The organism is Mesobacillus jeotgali, assembly GCF_014856545.2.
Lineage (GTDB): Bacteria > Bacillota > Bacilli > Bacillales > Cytobacillaceae > Mesobacillus.
Genome location: NZ_CP109811.1, coordinates 2,885,331 through 2,901,888, shown reverse-complemented (window position 1 = coordinate 2,901,888; position 16,558 = coordinate 2,885,331). Strand labels below are relative to the sequence as shown.

At 40.6% G+C, this 16,558-nt stretch carries 19 protein-coding genes; 11 read left to right on the top strand and 8 right to left on the bottom strand.

Translation table 11 applies throughout. The features are described from left to right. The first annotated feature begins 96 nt into the window (after positions 1-96). Together FOF60_RS14830 and FOF60_RS14825 are read left to right on the top strand one after the other, a co-directional pair. Positions 97-1,485, top strand: coding sequence for an alkaline phosphatase (locus FOF60_RS14830; protein ID WP_192471699.1), 1,389 nt, complete (start codon positions 97-99; stop codon positions 1,483-1,485). 89 nt (positions 1,486-1,574) lie between these two features. Continuing rightward, a complete protein-coding gene (locus tag FOF60_RS14825) occupies positions 1,575-2,204 on the top strand; it encodes a DUF4352 domain-containing protein (RefSeq protein WP_192471700.1) in 630 nt (209 codons plus the stop codon). 160 nt (positions 2,205-2,364) lie between these two features. On the opposite strand, the gene modB is transcribed toward FOF60_RS14825, so the two are convergent. The 3 genes from modB to FOF60_RS14810 form a co-directional block, all read right to left on the bottom strand. After that, a complete protein-coding gene (gene modB, locus FOF60_RS14820) occupies positions 2,365-3,024 on the bottom strand; it encodes a molybdate ABC transporter permease subunit (RefSeq protein WP_192471701.1) in 660 nt (219 codons plus the stop codon). 5 nt (positions 3,025-3,029) lie between these two features. After that, positions 3,030-3,803, bottom strand: a complete 774-nt coding sequence (modA, locus tag FOF60_RS14815; protein ID WP_225650125.1) for a molybdate ABC transporter substrate-binding protein — start codon at positions 3,801-3,803, stop codon at positions 3,030-3,032. A 181-nt stretch (positions 3,804-3,984) separates the two neighbouring features. Beyond that, positions 3,985-4,236, bottom strand: a complete 252-nt coding sequence (locus FOF60_RS14810; protein ID WP_192471703.1) for a YkuS family protein — start codon at positions 4,234-4,236, stop codon at positions 3,985-3,987. Positions 4,237-4,339: 103 nt separating this feature from the next. Here FOF60_RS14810 and FOF60_RS14805 point away from each other — a divergent pair, with 103 nt between their 5' ends. After that, positions 4,340-4,474, top strand: a complete 135-nt coding sequence (locus FOF60_RS14805; protein WP_192471704.1) for a YuzL family protein — start codon at positions 4,340-4,342, stop codon at positions 4,472-4,474. 62 nt (positions 4,475-4,536) lie between these two features. Here the strand turns inward: FOF60_RS14805 and FOF60_RS14800 are convergent, their stop codons facing one another. After that, positions 4,537-6,156, bottom strand: coding sequence for an ABC-F family ATP-binding cassette domain-containing protein (locus FOF60_RS14800; protein WP_192471705.1), 1,620 nt, complete (start codon positions 6,154-6,156; stop codon positions 4,537-4,539). Between the two features lie 303 nt (positions 6,157-6,459). Between FOF60_RS14800 and FOF60_RS14795 the strand changes: the two genes are divergently transcribed. Next, on the top strand, positions 6,460-6,597 hold the full coding sequence (locus FOF60_RS14795) for a hypothetical protein (protein WP_023627787.1): 138 nt from the start codon (positions 6,460-6,462) through the stop codon (positions 6,595-6,597). A gap of 304 nt (positions 6,598-6,901) precedes the next feature. On the opposite strand, the gene FOF60_RS14790 is transcribed toward FOF60_RS14795, so the two are convergent. Beyond that, positions 6,902-7,501: an SCO family protein gene (locus FOF60_RS14790; protein ID WP_192471706.1), complete on the bottom strand. Its 600-nt coding sequence runs from the start codon at positions 7,499-7,501 to the stop codon at positions 6,902-6,904. A 188-nt stretch (positions 7,502-7,689) separates the two neighbouring features. Between FOF60_RS14790 and FOF60_RS14785 the strand changes: the two genes are divergently transcribed. Further along, entirely contained in the window at positions 7,690-8,103 is a 414-nt protein-coding gene (locus tag FOF60_RS14785) for a CidA/LrgA family protein (RefSeq protein WP_225650126.1), read from the top strand. A gap of 2 nt (positions 8,104-8,105) precedes the next feature. Next, positions 8,106-8,753 carry an LrgB family protein gene (locus FOF60_RS14780; protein WP_251614954.1) on the top strand — a complete coding sequence of 216 codons (648 nt, stop codon included), beginning with the start codon at positions 8,106-8,108 and terminating at the stop codon, positions 8,751-8,753. Between the two features lie 46 nt (positions 8,754-8,799). Here the strand turns inward: FOF60_RS14780 and FOF60_RS14775 are convergent, their stop codons facing one another. Continuing rightward, positions 8,800-9,462, bottom strand: a complete 663-nt coding sequence (locus tag FOF60_RS14775) for a Crp/Fnr family transcriptional regulator (RefSeq protein ID WP_192471819.1) — start codon at positions 9,460-9,462, stop codon at positions 8,800-8,802. A gap of 523 nt (positions 9,463-9,985) precedes the next feature. On the opposite strand from FOF60_RS14775, the gene FOF60_RS14770 reads away from it, so the two are divergent. Beyond that, positions 9,986-11,914 (top strand): endonuclease MutS2, encoded by a 1,929-nt coding sequence (locus tag FOF60_RS14770; protein ID WP_192471708.1) that lies wholly within the window; start codon positions 9,986-9,988, stop codon positions 11,912-11,914. 300 nt (positions 11,915-12,214) lie between these two features. Next, positions 12,215-13,051 carry a formate/nitrite transporter family protein gene (locus tag FOF60_RS14765; RefSeq protein WP_192471709.1) on the top strand — a complete coding sequence of 279 codons (837 nt, stop codon included), beginning with the start codon at positions 12,215-12,217 and terminating at the stop codon, positions 13,049-13,051. A gap of 176 nt (positions 13,052-13,227) precedes the next feature. On the opposite strand, the gene FOF60_RS14760 is transcribed toward FOF60_RS14765, so the two are convergent. Beyond that, positions 13,228-13,398: a XapX domain-containing protein gene (locus FOF60_RS14760; RefSeq protein WP_192471710.1), complete on the bottom strand. Its 171-nt coding sequence runs from the start codon at positions 13,396-13,398 to the stop codon at positions 13,228-13,230. Between the two features lie 207 nt (positions 13,399-13,605). On the opposite strand from FOF60_RS14760, the gene FOF60_RS14755 reads away from it, so the two are divergent. The 3 genes from FOF60_RS14755 (at position 13,606) to FOF60_RS14745 (ending at position 15,311) form a co-directional block, all read left to right on the top strand. Continuing rightward, positions 13,606-14,784 (top strand): MFS transporter, encoded by a 1,179-nt coding sequence (locus FOF60_RS14755; RefSeq protein WP_192471711.1) that lies wholly within the window; start codon positions 13,606-13,608, stop codon positions 14,782-14,784. A gap of 143 nt (positions 14,785-14,927) precedes the next feature. Continuing rightward, positions 14,928-15,131 (top strand): YozQ family protein, encoded by a 204-nt coding sequence (locus FOF60_RS14750; protein WP_192471712.1) that lies wholly within the window; start codon positions 14,928-14,930, stop codon positions 15,129-15,131. Positions 15,132-15,152: 21 nt separating this feature from the next. After that, entirely contained in the window at positions 15,153-15,311 is a 159-nt protein-coding gene (locus FOF60_RS14745) for a hypothetical protein (protein WP_192471826.1), read from the top strand. A 32-nt stretch (positions 15,312-15,343) separates the two neighbouring features. Here the strand turns inward: FOF60_RS14745 and FOF60_RS14740 are convergent, their stop codons facing one another. Then, positions 15,344-16,384, bottom strand: a complete 1,041-nt coding sequence (locus FOF60_RS14740) for a class I SAM-dependent methyltransferase (protein ID WP_413632897.1) — start codon at positions 16,382-16,384, stop codon at positions 15,344-15,346. Between the last annotated feature and the right edge of the window lie 174 nt (positions 16,385-16,558).

Here is a 16,558-nt window from a genome sequence, read left to right as displayed (position 1 = left end):
AAAAACTCAATGGTTTTTTACATTGAATTAATAAGAGATTAATAGATTCCCAGTATATTAAAAAGCGTAGTAAATAACTTTTCTGGAGGTCTTGAAATGATTAAGGCAAACTTTAAAAAGAAGATTCTCCCGATCGCTGTTCTATCAACAGTAGCGTTCGGCAGCTTAGCAGGTACTTTCAACGCAGAAGCGAAAAATGAAGCAAAAGATAACTCTGCGAAAATCAAGAATGTTATTTTTTTGATTGGTGATGGGATGGGAGTTTCCTATACTTCAGCATACCGCTACTTGAAGGATAATCCTGAAACTGCAGAAGCTGAGAAGACTGAATTTGACAAATATCTAGTAGGCAGCCAGATGACTTATCCAGAAGACCCTGAACAAAACGTAACTGATTCTGCTTCAGCTGCTACAGCGATGTCAGCGGGGATTAAAACTTATAATAATGCGATTGCAGTAGATAATGACGGAACAGAAGTAAAGACCGTTTTGGAAGCTGCCAAGGAAAACGGCAAAGCTACAGGCCTTGTTGCTACTTCTGAAATAACACATGCTACTCCAGCCTCTTTTGGAGCGCATGATGAAAGCCGCAAGAATATGAATGCTATTGCTGATGATTATTATGATGAATTAGTTAATGGTCAGCATAAAATCGATGTAATGCTTGGCGGGGGAGTGAGTAACTTTGTTCGTAATGACAGGAATCTTGCAGAGGAATTCCAGAAAGATGGCTATAGCTATATAACGAACAAGCAAGACCTGCTAAATAACAAGAACGAAAAGGTGCTTGGCCTATTTGCGTCAGGTGGAATGGACAAGATGATCGATCGCAATGAAGAAACTCCATCCCTTGAAGATATGACAAAATCAGCAATAGAGCGTTTGAAAAGAGACAAGGATGGTTTCTTCTTGATGGTAGAAGGCAGCCAGGTCGACTGGGCTGGACATGACAATGATATTGTTGCTGCCATGAGCGAAATGGAAGATTTCGAGAAGGCATACAAAGCAGCTATCGAATTTGCTAAGAAAGACAAGCATACATTAGTTGTTGCGACTGCTGACCACTCGACTGGAGGATATTCAATTGGTGCAGATGGAATCTATAACTGGTTTGGTGCGCCAATCAAAGCTGCAAAACGTACTCCAGATTTCATGGCTGCCGAAATTGCTAACGGTGCTGATGCAGAACAAATATTAAAGAAATATATTGACTTTAAGTCTGTAGGTCTTCCTGAGTTAACTGCGGAAGAAATTCAGTCCGTAAAAGACGTAGCCTCAACAAAAAAAGCTAGAGACATTGACGACGCTATCGAAAAGATTTTTGACAAGCGTTCCCACACTGGGTGGACAACTGGCGGGCATACTGGTGAAGACGTCCCTGTATATGCATTCGGTCCTGGTAAAGAGCGATTTTACGGACAGATCGACAATACTGACAATGCGAAAAACATTTTTGATATCCTTGCAAATGGCAAAAGAAAGTAATGAATTTGAAAATCTCCCACGGAATCCTGGATATGCGGGAGATTTAATGAAAAGGGGTTTTCAAAATTAAAATATATTTGCAGTTGATAATGGCTGTTTCACTGCTGACGGGCTGTTCATTCGCACAGGCAGATTCAAATGAGGAGACGAAGCCTGTTGAAACTGTTGCAGAGAAACCAATAAAGAAAAATACAGAAGTGTACGTACCGAACCCGCAAGTTACGGATGACAGGGAACTGAATAAAGCAGGGGATTCTTTGATTGACGATAAAGGAGAATTAACACTTAAGGCGGTAAAAGAAGTCAATAAAACATTCAACATCAATGGAATTGAATATAAGGTTAAAGATATTAAGTTGCTGCACTTTATTCCTGACTACAGCCTGGTCGATTTCTTCCATCCATATACACATGATGAAGAATTTGATTTTGTGAAAATTGGCGTAGAAGTAAAAAATCATTCCAGTGAAAGCTATCATTTTGGGCCTGTGGCAATGGTGAATATTAATGACAGTATCCACAAGACATGGGAAGACGATTTTTACCTAGAAGAATTGCATGGAGAGATTTTATCCGGACAAGAGAAGCAAGGGAATCTCGGGTTTATCGTGGAGGAGCTTGAAAGCCTTGAGAAAGTGGAAATCCTCTCAGGTGACCTGGTTGATAAGGACAAAAAGAAAATCGGGGAACCCATCAACCTCGTTGTAACATTAGAATAAAAGGTTAATAGCTTGTGAAATAACCTGGCTTTTTCTAAAATATACACTTTATAGTCTAATAGAATGCAAGAAAGCCATGGAAGATCCATGGCTTTTACTATACGGTTTGATGGGGTTGGAAAATTCCACTTAGAGGGCATATTTATTCGTTAATCCCGGGTTATGATTGTTTTAATAATGAAGTCGTAAGGAGCATCAGGAACGATATTCCCACCATGGCGATTACCCATAGCCAGGCAGACTGCATATTTCCAGACTCAAGCGCTACATAGATTGCTGTTGGAGCGGTCTGAGTCTTCCCGGGCAGGTTGCCGGCAAACATTAGGGTTGCTCCGAATTCCCCAAGAGCCCTGGCAAAGCTTAAAATGAGCCCGGTGATTAATGTCTTTGCTGATAGGGGTAAAGTAACATATAAAAAAACCTTCCACTCATTTGCTCCATCTACTCTTGCTGCTTCCTCCGCTCCAGGGTCAATTGACAGAAAACCTGTCTTGGCTGATTGATACATCAATGGAAAAGCAACGACAGATGCAGCAATAACAGCTGCCCACCAGCTAAAGATAAGGGGACTGCCAAAAACATGTTCAATCATTCTTCCGATTGGACTATTTATGCCAAAGACAACAATCAATAGAAATCCTACCACAGTAGGAGGCAGTACTAAAGGTAATGTCAAAAACGTCTCTACTGCTGTTTTGCCAAGGAAACGCCTTCTTGCCATAAACCTTGCAGCAAATATGCCAAATAAGAACACGAATACTACCGACACTGAAGCAACTTCAAGGGATAGTTTAATCGGACTCCAGAAATCACTGCTCATAAAAATCATTCCAATGCTGCTTTAAAGCCATATTTTTTAAAAATGTCCATTGCTTCTTGTCCATTTAGGAAATTGAAAAAGTCGATGGACTCATTAGGGTGCTCAGTCCCTGCCACTACACCAATTGGATAAACAATAGGATCGTGAAGTGCTTTTCCATTCAAAGGGATAATCCTGATTTTATCGGAAATCAATGCATCTGTTTTATAAACAAAGCCAGCATCGACATTACCTGTTTCAACATAGGAAAGAACCTGGCGAACGTCCTTGGCAGGAATAACTTTTTGCTCAAGTTTTTCCCACAATTGCAACGATATCAATGCTTGTTTCGTATACATTCCGGCAGGAACAGATTCGGCTGTGCCCATGGCAATTCTTTCAATATTAACGCTAGTCAGCGATTCAGCTGAGTCGATATCCTTGTTTTCTTTCTGTGTGATCATTACAAGTTCGTTCTTAAGCAGTTTAACGCTGTGTTGCTGATCTATGAGCTTTTTGGAAAGTAAGGAATCGAATTTATCCTCAGCCGCGGAAATAAATAAGTCTACCGGGGCACCCTGGGAGATTTGCTGTTGCAGGGAACCAGATCCGCCAAAGTTGAAGACAATCTTAATTCCCGGATTCTGTTCCATATATAGTTGCCCAGCTTCTTCCATGACTTCCCGGAGACTTGCTGCGGCAGAGATAGTCAGCTCCGTTCTCCTTGATTCCCTGTCGTCTGCACATCCTGAAATGAAGAGTGAGAGGGCTGTGAGAAGAACAATATGTAATTTCCTCAATCCTGACATCCTTTCAAACAGTCCTTTTTAAACATATACAATAGATATAACTGATTATATCGAAATTAGATTCATCCTACATACAGAAAATATCACAAGTTGGTGAAAATATCATGAATTAGGGGCAGGAAAAGAAAAATAGGGGAAAAGAAAAACTGCCTGATCGGCAGTTTCATTAGTATTATTGATTCTGTCCGGTTTTTTGATCAATCTGCCTGCAAACCTCATCTGCGGAAAGTCCGTTTGCTTCAATGACTGAACCTTGTGTTGAAACGTCCTGCATCCCCATGACGTTAGAGTCTATTCCAGTTACAACACAGCAGTCACAGCCTTGTGCATCAGCTTCTGAGCGTAACTCGACCACATCATGGCCTCTTTCACGCAAGGCTTCAGAAATATTCGTTAGAGATTGTTCTACACCTACTCTTGCCATCAATAACACCTCCTCACTAATCTAAGTTGTCCGCCAGCAGTATAAAATATTCTTTTCGCAAGACAATATTAAAGAAGACTATCTGTAATGTGGAGGGGTATTTATGAGCAATAAAAGAAAAAAGGATCCATCGACAATAGGGTTGAATTCATCCCAGGTTGAAGGGCAGGGGACAACGGTGAGCGAAACAGGCAGCAGAACCGCTGCTTCTTCTAGAAAGAAACAGAAAAAAGATTAGGAAAGTTAATAAGGTCATGGTTTAAAACAGAGAAACCCTCGGGAAATTCCCGAGGGTTTCTATTATACGTACATTTCAGCAATTTGCTTTTGCAGCTCTTCATTTTCAAGGTATTCATCATAAGTCATCTGCTTATCAATCAACCCTGAAGGAGTGATTTCCATAATTCTGTTGGCCACAGTTTGAACGAACTGGTGGTCATGGGATGAAAAGATCATTGAACCTTTAAAATTAATCATGCCATTATTCAAGGCAGTGATGGATTCTAGATCCAGGTGGTTAGTAGGCTCATCCAGCAGAAGGACGTTTGCTCCAGATAGCATCATTTTTGAAAGCATGCAGCGGACTTTTTCGCCGCCGGAAAGTACGCTTGCTTTTTTCAATACTTCTTCACCTGAGAAAAGCATACGTCCAAGGAATCCGCGAAGGAAGCTTTCGCTGTCATCCTTTGGTGAGAATTGGCGTAGCCAGTCCACCAGGGTCAGATCACAGCCTTCAAAGAACTCAGAGTTATCTTTAGGGAAATACGCCTGTGATGTCGTTACCCCCCATTTGAAAGTTCCGCTGTCTGGCTCCATTTCACCGGTAAGGATTTTGAACAAAGTCGTAATCGCGATTTCGTTTTTCCCAACAAGCGCAATTTTGTCATCTTTGTTCATAATGAAGCTGACATTATCCAAAACCTTTACTCCGTCAATCGTCTTGGTAATTCCGTCAACTCTTAATAAGTCATTGCCTATTTCACGGTCGGGAGTAAATCCAACGTATGGATATTTACGGGATGATGGTTTAATATCATCCAGAGAAATCTTATCAAGCAGTTTTTTACGGGAAGTAGCCTGCTTGGATTTAGAAGCGTTCGCGCTGAAACGCGCGATAAACGCTTGCAGTTCCTTGATTTTCTCTTCTTTTTTGCGGTTTGTATCCGACTGCATTTTCAGAGCCAGCTGGCTTGATTCATACCAGAAATCATAGTTGCCGACATAAAGCTGGATTTTGCCAAAGTCAAGGTCGGCGATATGAGTACAAACTTTATTCAGGAAATGACGGTCATGGGATACAACAATAACAGTATTCTCGAAGTTGATCAAGAATTCTTCCAGCCATTGGATCGCAGCGATATCAAGGTGGTTGGTAGGTTCATCCAGAAGGAGAACATCCGGCTTGCCGAATAGTGCCTGTGCAAGAAGGACCTTTACTTTTTCTCCGCCGCCGATATCAGCCATTTTTTTATCATGAAGCTCCTCGCCGATTCCTAGGCCTTTAAGAAGAATCGCTGCTTCGGATTCTGCTTCCCAGCCATTAAGCTCAGCAAACTCACCTTCGAGCTCGGCGGCTTTCATGCCGTCTTCATCTGTAAAGTCTGCCTTCATATAGATTGCATCTTTTTCCTGCATGACTTCATATAAACGGGCATGTCCCATGATGACGACTTTCAACACTTCTACATCTTCGTACTCAAAGTGGTTCTGCTTCAACACTGCCATACGCTCACCAGGTGTCATGGATACATTTCCTGTTTGCGCTTCAATTTCTCCTGATAAGATTTTAAGGAAAGTTGATTTGCCGGCGCCATTAGCACCAATCAGGCCATAGCAATTACCTGGTGTGAATTTAATATTAACATCTTCAAAGAGCTTGCGGTCACCATATCTCAAGCCAACATTTTGAACTGTAATCATTTATTTAGTAGCCTCCATTAATATATATCCCAAAGATTATATCATGTTTAAATGCTATGAGCGAATGAATGGAACAATTTTTTGTTGAAAGGTGTTTTTAGAGGGAACAAAATGGGAAAAGGCGAGAGTAGCAACTAATGAGTTAATTTGTTTCTTATTTATCACAATGCCTAAGGAGTGTCTATTGGGAAATTCACGATAATTTTTAATATCTATTGTCAATTTTTTTGCTCATTTTCACACATATTTCATATTTTTCATGTAAAATAATATTAGATAAAGATGGTAAAAGGAGTTTTTGAAATGGCTAAAAAGCAGCTGGTTGATTTTGTTAACCGTCTAAAGGAATCAGGGATAAAAGTCAGCTTCACTAAGCCAAAATCAGAATTTTTCTCCCTGCAAAAAACAGAGAAACATCCCACAACAGTGAATTCACATTAAGAGATAGACATGCTTATCATTATACAGATTCTGCATCCAAGAAATATTAAGACAGATATAATGAAAAGTAAACATGTAAGCAAAATAGAACAGCAAAAAAAGCGGTGCATTCAACCGCTTTTTTTGTGGTTAAGGAATTTATAAAGTTATTAAGTTGTGGATAATTTTATTAAGTTTTCTTAATCCAGCTCCAGCGCCTAGCCCCTCGAGTCGCTTCGGTCAGCCCATTGAAGTCAAAGAACGACTTCCATGGTCAGCCCTCCAGCGCTTGTCAGGGCTGAACGAGTCGCTTCCGCTTTCTGTTCTATAACTCATCCATTATTTCTTCGAAAACTTCATCTTTATTGAAATCTTCCCCCATCGGGAATTTTTTTATGAATTTATTGTTTTTATCAATCAAGTAAGTAAATGTACTATGGACATAGAATCCGTTCCCTGGATCACGATACTGGAATTGGAATGTATCGGCAACCTGTTTGATTTTCTGCTGCTCTTCTAAAATGTCGGCTGGATCGCCAGTCAAAAAAATCCAATTGCCGTCATTTTCAAGTCCGAAATTGTCCATATATTTTCTTAAAACTTCAGGGGTATCCCGGTACGGATCAATTGTAACAGTAACAAACTGAACTTCCTTCCCATATACTCCTTCTCCGATCAAGTCTTTGCGCAGCAGGTTCATTTTTTGTGTGGTCGTCGGGCAAATATCAGGACAGTGAGTATAGATGAATTCCACAAGTTTGATGGTCTCTGTTTCTTCTCCAAAAGTATAGTTTTCTTCATCCATGGTTACTAGCGTGATGTCCTCTGGAATCTGTGCATTGGCGTCCCTGATTAGAAAGAATGAAATTCCCGATGTAATGCCTATTAATACAATTAATGAACTGATAAGATAGATTTTTTTCATAACACAATCCTCCCCCATATAAAGATATAAAAAATATCAGGAAATCATATGGACATTGTGTGAACTATGTTTAATATGGCACTTTCGAAAGTAAATAAGTGAATATTCTTGAAATATAATGAATGAGATTTATAATGAATTGTAAAAAACATTTTCAATGTCCATGGGAATACAAAGGGGACTATAACTTGAAAGCTGATAAAATTTTAAAATACATATTGCAAATTGCAGGGTTGATCCTGATTAACAAAGCTGGATTTTATATTGTAGAGATTTTCAATCTGCGCATCCCAGGGAATGTTTTGGGAATGATCCTACTGTTCGTGCTGTTATGGACGAGGGTAGTCCGTCTTGAATGGTTTGAAGGCGCAGCGGATTTTCTCGTCAGGCATCTATCTTTCTTTTTTGTGCCGATTTCAGTTGGTTTGATGACTCTAGGGGGAATTATTGCAGAAAATGGGATTCAACTAGCGGTTATTTTAGTTTTGAGCGCTATTGTTGGAATGGTATTTGCGGGAGGCACTTCACATGTCCTGGTAAAGCGGAAAGGGGGGGGAGAAAGCTGGGAACTCTTCTGCTCACGATCTTTAGTATTCTCATAACATTGCTTGCATACCTTCTCGCCAGGAAAGCTGCAGGCAAATATCCATCTCCACTGACTTCCCCGGTATTTTTGAGTACAGTGATTGTAATAGCCGTGCTGCTATTGCTGAACATATCTTATAAGGAATATGAACCAGCAAGTGAGATTATGACCTATTTTTTGGGACCGGCTACTGTAGCATTAGCCGTACCATTATATCGCCAAAGAAAAATCATTTCTGCATACGCAGTTCCGGCTCTGTCCGGTCTAATTGCAGGGATCGTCTCGACCATACTTTCAGCTGTGTTCATAGCGTATATGCTTAATCTATCGGAATTGATCCTAGTTTCTTTGACGATCAAGTCAATCACAATCCCTGTAGCTTCAGAGGTTGCCAGGATCATCGGGGCAGACTCGATTTTGGTTGCTGCGTTCGTCATGATTACAGGCATGCTTGGGGCGATGATAGGCCCGTTTCTTATGAACATCATGAAAATCGATGACCCTTTTTCGAGAGGATTGGCCATCGGAACCATTGCTCACGGAATTGGGACAGCAGAAGCCGCCAGGGAAGGAGAGCTTCAGGGCGCAGTTTCGGGAGCAGCAATGGGAATGGCCGCTATAATAACTTCGTTGTTCCTTCCTATAATTCTCCCGGTATTTTTGTAAGGATCCATATGAAAAAGGAAACCTCCGCTGGTTTCCTTTTTCACTTTTATTCAATATTGCAATACTCGATCGGACAATTTTCACAGTCGATTTGTTGTTTTAAGTAGTCCAGGTTATGGATGATGATCCTTTTCTTGTGTATGGAGATGATTCCTTCATCACGCAGTTCACCGAGCATGCGGCTGACGCTTTCCCTTGCTGTTCCACAATAATTAGCTAAATCCTGGTTCGTGATTGGTACATTGATGTGGATGCCATCCTCCTGTTTAGTGCCATAACTATTGCTTAGCCTGATCAATGTTGAATACAACGCTCCTTTTTTACCGTTCAAGACAAGGTCGCGGAATTTAGTGATCGTTCTTCGAATATGGTCATTCATCCACTTAAGGAATTGGTACGCAAGCTGGCTGTTATTGAATAATACTTGTTCCAGATTTTCGATATTCACAACTGCTGCTTCGCCATCTTCAACCCCTCGTGCATTAAATAAGTATCTGGGTCCTGCTGTAAAAAGAGTTAGCTCACCGACAATATCGTTTTTATTACATAATCTTAAATACAATTCTTTTCCTTCGGCGTTCATTTTTGAAATTTGTACCTTGCCGGACAGAATAACATACATCTCCTTCGCTTCCTGTCCCTCGCGGAATAAAAAAGTTCCTTTCTTGAATTTAATGATTTTTTCGGATGCCTTTATTAATTCGCTCATTTCATACGTTAAGTTATTTGGGTTTTCCTGGCTGGCCACACAATCTCCACCTTTTCCGTCCGTTGTTTAACCTAATTTAAAATGAAATATAAACAATAGGTCAATAGAGAAAATGTGAACAATCTTTTTTGGACCTATTGTTATTATATTTATAACTTAATTGGATAAATGTGGTTGACTAACCTGGTGAAATGGAAGTATTCTATTGTAGAAGATAATTTTTTTACATTAGGGAGTATGTTTTATGTTAGGTGCCGTTCTTAACTAAACCGTTAATTTCATACGGTCAATCCGGATTTTTTAATAGGCCTGCAGTGGGTTTATTTAATTATGCGCTGGATTGAATGTTAAGAACAATGAACATAGTAAAGCATGCTTGATATCCGTAAGCAGAAGCTGTGTACTTGTACACAGCTTTTTCTTTTGGAAAAGAGTGCCTGAGCCGTGTCTGCAAGGCATTTTTAGAAGCCGCTATGGACTTGTTCCATTGCGGCTTTTTATATTTTTAAAGGAGGAAACTAACTTGAACGAACAAACATTCACAGTTCTTGGTTACGACAAAATAAAGGAAGAAATCGCCGGATTTGCTTTAACTGAATCAGGGCGAGTAAAAGCAAGGGAAATGCAGCCTTCCACCAATCTGAAGCAGATGACATCATGGCAGGAGGAAGTTTATGAAGCAATAGAAATTCTCAGGATTAGTACCAGTGTTCCAATCCACGGTCTTGAAGGGATAGAAACAGTTCTTAAGGGATTTAACAAAGGAATCCCGCTTCGGACAGAACAACTTGTGCTGCTGCTTTCCTTCCTGGAAACCTGCAATAAGATCCGCCGCTTCATGAAGGATAAGGAGTATGCCGCTCCTAGAGTTTCTGCATATGTCCATGGAATCGAAGAACTTCCCGAACTTGCTGCTGAGATACAAAGATGTATACGAAATGGGCAGATTGACGATTACGCATCCAGGGAGCTATTGAGGGTCCGGAAACAAATAGGAATCCAGGAAGAGCGTCTAAAAGAAAGGCTTAACCAGTTGTTGAAATCTGCAAAAATAAAACCATATCTTCAAGAAGTTGTCATCAGCCAAAGAAACGGCAGGTATGTGGTTCCTGTAAAGAAGGAATATCGAAGCAAGATAAGAGGAGCGGTCCTTGATACATCGGCATCAGGCTCAACTCTTTTTATGGAACCAGAAGAAATTGGCTCATTCCAGGACCAGATGGAATGGCTTTATATAGACGAGCAAACCGAAGTGGAGAAAGTGCTTTTTACCTTGACTGGTCTGGCTGAGGAGAAAGAGAAGGAAATCCGGATGGCCATGGAGACGATGGTTCACTATGACTTCCTGTTTGCAAAAGCGAAATATTGCAGGTCTATTGACGCAAAAAAAGTGGCCATTATTGACGAACCTGTCATTTTATTCAATGATGCGCGCCATCCGCTGCTTGGTGAAAAAGCGGTTCCCTTAAATATTGAAATCGGAACAGATTATCATGCTCTTGTCATTACCGGCCCGAATACCGGGGGGAAAACCGTTTCCATTAAGACAGCTGGGCTGCTTTCATTAATGGCCCAAAGCGGTCTGCTACTTCCGGTGGACGAGGGGAGCACAGTGGGAATTTTTCATAAAGTCCTTGTCGATATAGGAGATGGGCAAAGCATTGAGCAAAATCTGAGCACCTTCAGTTCCAGGATTGTCAATATAATAGAGATCCTGAAGGAAGCCAACGACAAGACGCTTGTCCTTCTTGATGAGCTGGGCTCAGGGACTGATCCGGGTGAAGGGATGGGTCTTGCCACAGCCATTCTTGAGAACCTGAACAACAAGGGAGCGACTATATTTGCGACAACGCACTACAGCGAGATTAAAGACTTCGCTGACAATCATGATGATTTCATGAATGGTTCGATGGAATTTGATCTTGATACACTTAAGCCTACTTATCGCCTGCGGATCGGAAAGGGAGGGGAAAGCCAGGCTTTTGCGATTGCGCTTAAACTGGGCATTCATCCAAAGCTGCTTGAACGGGCTCATGAAATAACCTACAAAGCAGAGCATGATTACACTTCGTTATTTGTGGAAGATCCTGCAGCCTTGGAAGCAAGAGAACGGCAAATCACAGTAAACCGACATAAAAGACAGAAGTCTTCTAAGGTTTCAAAGAATCCAGTGATAAAGTTTGAAATGGGAGATAGTGTTCATGTATTAAGCACCGGGGAACTGGGTGTTATTTATAGGGGACCAGATCATCAGGGGAATTACCTCGTCCAGGTCAGGGAGCGAAAAGTCGAGGTGAATCATAAACGCCTTAAGCTGAACTTGCCTGCGTCGGAGCTTTATCCGGAAGACTATGATTTCAATATTATTTTTGAGTCCAAAGAGCATAGGAAGCTGTTGAACAGAATGGATAAAAAACATATCGAAGAAGGTATTATACGTGAAGATACCTGATTCAAACCAGGTAATTTATTAATTGATCCCTGCTATAAGAGCCTTTTTAACAGAAGGGCTCTTTTAGCATTAGCGAGGCTTGTTAAGGAAGAATTCTCCCAACCCTAAGGGATTTCCCCTATTCATTTAGTGGTATAAAAGATCATTCCTTATCAATACTCTCTACAATGCGAATGAAAACGCTTCGAAAATGGACATAAACAGTTCATGGTCTTATCTATTAACAAACTATGATTTCGGGTTTAAGATTAATCTAACAGCAAAAATGTGATTTTATTCACAAATAGAGGAGTCTTAACAATGAGTGAACAGTCAATGGAATTAGCCATCAACACTGCATTAAAAAAGAAAGAGTATCTTAGTGAATCAAAGGGTAAGTACATCCTGCGTGCAGCGCTTGCTGGCGTGTATATCGGCTTTGGCATTATGGTCTCTTACAGGTTAGGTGAATATTTTTTTGATGCTCATTCAGCTGCAACACCAATCGCCAGCTCGATCTTTTTCGGATTGGCACTTATCCTGATTTTGTACGGCGGTGGAGAACTGTTCACAAGCAACACAATGATGATGACAATCAGCTCTTTGAAAAAAGCAACGACGTGGAAGGATACCATTGAAAACTGGATTGCATGTTATTCCGGAAATTTACTTGGAGCATTGTTCTTTGCCATTCTTGTCATGCTGTCAGGAATATTTTTGGCACCAGAGAAAACACAGTATATGATGGAAACTGTGAGCATGAAAATGAATACACCGGCTTATCAATTGTTCTTTCGAGCTATCCTGTGTAATTGGCTCGTTTGCCTTGCTGTATGGGTTCCATTGAGTATAAAAGGAGATGGAGCAAAAATCGGAGTCATAATGCTTTTGGTCTTTGCTTTTGTTGTCTCTGGATTCGAGCACAGTGTGGCCAACATGGTCCTCTTTTCAATTGCGCTTCTCGTACCGCATCCTGAAACAGTCAGTATTGCCGGCAGTTTGTACAACCTTGTGCCTGTAACATTGGGAAATATAATAGGCGGAGGCTTTTTTGTTGGCACTCTATATGTATACCTGAATGCGAAAGGGGCAGCGAAAGAGGGAAGCGAACCTGCAAACCAGGCAGTATATGCACAAAATGCCTTAAAGCGATTGTAAAGAATAAAAATCCGCGGAACTTTCCGTGGATTTTTGTTTCTGCTTTTCGCTGCCTTGGCAGTTTAATTTGAGCATATCTATGCAGTCGTAATCCTTTTAGCATGTGCCTATTCGGATAAGTATTTTGAATTGCCTGAAGTGAGGATTACAGAAAGAGTCTATGCATAAGCAGCCGATCAACCTTTAAAGGAATTCAGAATCCACTCTCCAACAACACCGCCTAAATAAACTCCGACAATTCCGAGTACACCTGCAAGAACTGGAGGTGCTGGAAGAGGAAGCTTTAGGAATTTAAAAAGGATTCCTACTACTAAACCAGCAACTAAGCTTAAGATGATTTCTTTCATGTTTTCACCGCCTCTTTTGGCAAGATGGTTAATGAATTGTTACAGTGAGCAGACGTCTGATCACATAGCAACATTATTTTAACATGACCTGGATGAAATGAAAACGCTTTATTTATTCTTTTATAATGCATAAAACAAAATGAACTATTCTTATATTAAAATAGTGGTAAAATATAGCTTTATAACTTGTCAGTACGGAGGATACAGATGGACATGCACGTTAAGCGCAATATCTTTACTTTGCAAGGCTTTTATCTTTTTGTTTTTTTTGGCATAGGCAGTTTATTTCCTTTATTAAGTGTTTACTTAAGTGAGGTTGAAAATTTAAATGGATATCAGATTGGAATTATCCTGTCCATTGGTCCAGTCATTATGATTTTCTTCCAGCCGTTTTGGGGAATGCTTGCTGACATGAAAAATGCCCATAATATGCTCCTGACTTTAACTACCTTGATAACAGGTGTTGCCGCTTTGGGTTATGTTTTCTTTGATGGATTTATTTCGTTCTTGATCATCGCAACGCTCCTCGCGATTTTTCAGAGTGCAATCATTCCTTTATCAGACAGTATTTCCTTGAAGTACACTAGCAAAGCTGGGGTCAATTATGGAAATGTCCGATTATTTGGTTCACTGGGATTTGGACTCGCGGTTTTTGTTATGGGCCGGTTGTCTGAGTGGAACCCACATGTGATATTCTACGCTTTTTTCCTGACATTATTGATCTCGGCTTCTTTTTCAATGAAAATGCCCAAAGAACCTTCAGGGCGGCCTGCAGGGCTATTCGCTGGCATGAAGGATTTAATGCAGATGAAAAAATTTTTAATTTTCCTCGGAGTAACATTCATGATTTTCGGTCCTAATTTGGCCAATAACTTTTACTTTAGTCTGTTTGTGGAGGACCGGGGCGGCACTTATACAGGGATTGGCATCGCATTTCTTATTGCAGTGTTATCTGAAATTCCATTTATGAGGGCTGCAGGAAGCTGGATCCGTAAATTAGGGCTGCTTCAGGTCGCTTTTATTGCCGCGATTGTTTCATTAATTCGATGGATTTTTTATTTTACAGAACCTGCTTTATCTCTTGTATACGCTTCAGCTGTGATCCAGGGCTTTTCACTGGGATTGTTCATTCCTGCTGGTTTGCAGTATATTCGGGATATTACTCCGCTGCATATTACAGCAACAGCCGTAACGATATACTCGGCAGTCGGCAACGGCTTAGGCAACTGGTTTTTCACATTCTTCGGCGGCATAATTTTTGAAGAATTCAGTATTTATGGAGTGTACTTATTTTTTGCTGCATTGACTTTAATGGGAGTTTTGCTGACAGTCTGGTTAATGAAGGATGAAAAAAGAAGTCACTCGAAACAGATTACTGCAAACTGAAAATTTGGTTATAGAGTATTCAACAAACCCTGTCCTTCCTTGTAAGGCCAGGGTTTGTTTTTAGTTTCTGCAGTATTGAAAACAGAAGTATGGATTTACTATTTATATCAAAAAATAATCTAAGTACGAAAGGAGGGACTTTCATGAAAGAGAATAAAGGTAAAAGTAATGAGCTTGCAGGGCGGATGTATGATACATCGGATTATCATAAAAATGACGAGCTTTCGAAAGGGCTTGCCATGACACATGAGCAGGCTAGTGACAGCTATGTAGAAGGGGAAGTAGGCGGAAAGATTGAGCGCTCTTCTGGAGCAGAAGATGAACTGAATAACAGAGGCTATCAGTAAAGCAGGAAGTGAGGGGTACAGGTGTCGCATAAAGGTGAATTTCAATCGAATCGAGATCAATACAAAATGCCGGATGCGTTAAAACAAAAGAAGGATTTTGCCTACCGAGTAGGATATACTTCAAGCACTGGCAATCAGACAAATAATGAAGAAGAACCGGTCAAGAGGTCGGATCTATAAAATGTGCAGGCCCTTCTGAAAAGGGCCTGTTTTTATCTGGGACGTGCGATGATTCCGTTATGGACTTTGATATAACCATGCCTTAAGATATCCAAACCGTTTTCGTATAAATAAAGCCCCATCTGTTCGACGGTCATCAGTTCCCTGTATGTATGGTTCATGACATCGGCCATGATTTCATAATACAGCTTGGATTTTAACTGAGCTCTGGGTGTGGTCATGATAATATAACCGCCTGTTTTTAGGAACTTCTTATGCCAATCCACCACTTCGCTTTTTAAAGTATCCGGGAAGTGCTCAAGCAGCCCCACACTGAGGACAATGTCAAATTCATGGCCAAAAGGAAGGTTGCGGATATCCTCCACGATGTATTCAGTCTCAAAATCACTCTTATGATAGACTTTATTTCCTCCTGTTGAGGGATTGGTTCCGAGAAATGGATAAGTGTCTGGAAACTCCCTAAACCTCGTATCCTTGCAGAAAGGGTCGTAATCTACAAACACAATGTCACCGCCGGGATACATGGCACTCAACTGCATGGCCTCGTAACCTTCAGCGGCTCCCAGGAAGAGGATTCTTGGCTTTACTAAGTCAAGTCCTTCGAATAATGCTCGCTTGCCCCTTGGGTCCCAGATGCCGTCTTCAATCCGGTGAGCATAGTTCCATAGGTGAATTCTAATCAGTTCACCTAATGCAGACTTTGTTTCAGTCAGCTTGAAACTCTTTAAGCTTTCCATGAAATTTTGTTTCGAATTGTCCATTTCTGCAGGAACATCCTTCACAAACCACTTGTGAAATGATTTGTTGAACATTTGCCAGGAAGTGTGAGCAGGCAAACTTTGTTGATTGACTTTCTCCCATTCTTTTTTTTCCTGAGCGAAGGATGTTACCTCGTATGGTCTTCCTGTATCTTTCCAGCGAAGCTGACTCCAATCATTAACTGTATTCAATTTTACAAACTTATTGTATTCCCTTTCGGAAAAATCCCTGAGGTCCATTCTGTAGGAAGGCTGCAAGCGGGTTTCATTGAGTTTTAATGCAGGTTCAATTTCTAATTGAAGCAATACAGTCACCCCAAACATTTTTATTGCTTACTAAATTCGAGTTAAGAAAGATAAAATCCTTTAAATTTCTAAAAATTGCAAAAAAAGCACACCCTTTATGGATGTGCTTTAAAATGAAAGAGGATTTGCTCATTTAAAGCTTTCCGCGTCGTATCATTTTGTTGGGGGTAAGGGTGCCTTTCT

What these genes read in the sequence shown, in the direction of transcription:
- FOF60_RS14830 (WP_192471699.1), top strand. Translation starts at nt 97, where the DNA reads ATGATTAAGGCAAACTTTAAAAAGAAGATTCTCCCGATCGCTGTTCTA.
- FOF60_RS14825 (WP_192471700.1), top strand. Translation starts at nt 1,575, where the DNA reads ATGGCTGTTTCACTGCTGACGGGCTGTTCATTCGCACAGGCAGATTCA.
- modB (WP_192471701.1), bottom strand. Translation starts at nt 3,024, where the DNA reads ATGAGCAGTGATTTCTGGAGTCCGATTAAACTATCCCTTGAAGTTGCT.
- FOF60_RS14810 (WP_192471703.1), bottom strand. Translation starts at nt 4,236, where the DNA reads ATGGCAAGAGTAGGTGTAGAACAATCTCTAACGAATATTTCTGAAGCC.
- FOF60_RS14805 (WP_192471704.1), top strand. Translation starts at nt 4,340, where the DNA reads ATGAGCAATAAAAGAAAAAAGGATCCATCGACAATAGGGTTGAATTCA.
- FOF60_RS14800 (WP_192471705.1), bottom strand. Translation starts at nt 6,156, where the DNA reads ATGATTACAGTTCAAAATGTTGGCTTGAGATATGGTGACCGCAAGCTC.
- FOF60_RS14795 (WP_023627787.1), top strand. Translation starts at nt 6,460, where the DNA reads ATGGCTAAAAAGCAGCTGGTTGATTTTGTTAACCGTCTAAAGGAATCA.
- FOF60_RS14790 (WP_192471706.1), bottom strand. Translation starts at nt 7,501, where the DNA reads ATGAAAAAAATCTATCTTATCAGTTCATTAATTGTATTAATAGGCATT.
- FOF60_RS14775 (WP_192471819.1), bottom strand. Translation starts at nt 9,462, where the DNA reads ATGAGCGAATTAATAAAGGCATCCGAAAAAATCATTAAATTCAAGAAA.
- FOF60_RS14765 (WP_192471709.1), top strand. Translation starts at nt 12,215, where the DNA reads ATGAGTGAACAGTCAATGGAATTAGCCATCAACACTGCATTAAAAAAG.
- FOF60_RS14760 (WP_192471710.1), bottom strand. Translation starts at nt 13,398, where the DNA reads ATGAAAGAAATCATCTTAAGCTTAGTTGCTGGTTTAGTAGTAGGAATC.
- FOF60_RS14755 (WP_192471711.1), top strand. Translation starts at nt 13,606, where the DNA reads ATGGACATGCACGTTAAGCGCAATATCTTTACTTTGCAAGGCTTTTAT.
- FOF60_RS14750 (WP_192471712.1), top strand. Translation starts at nt 14,928, where the DNA reads ATGAAAGAGAATAAAGGTAAAAGTAATGAGCTTGCAGGGCGGATGTAT.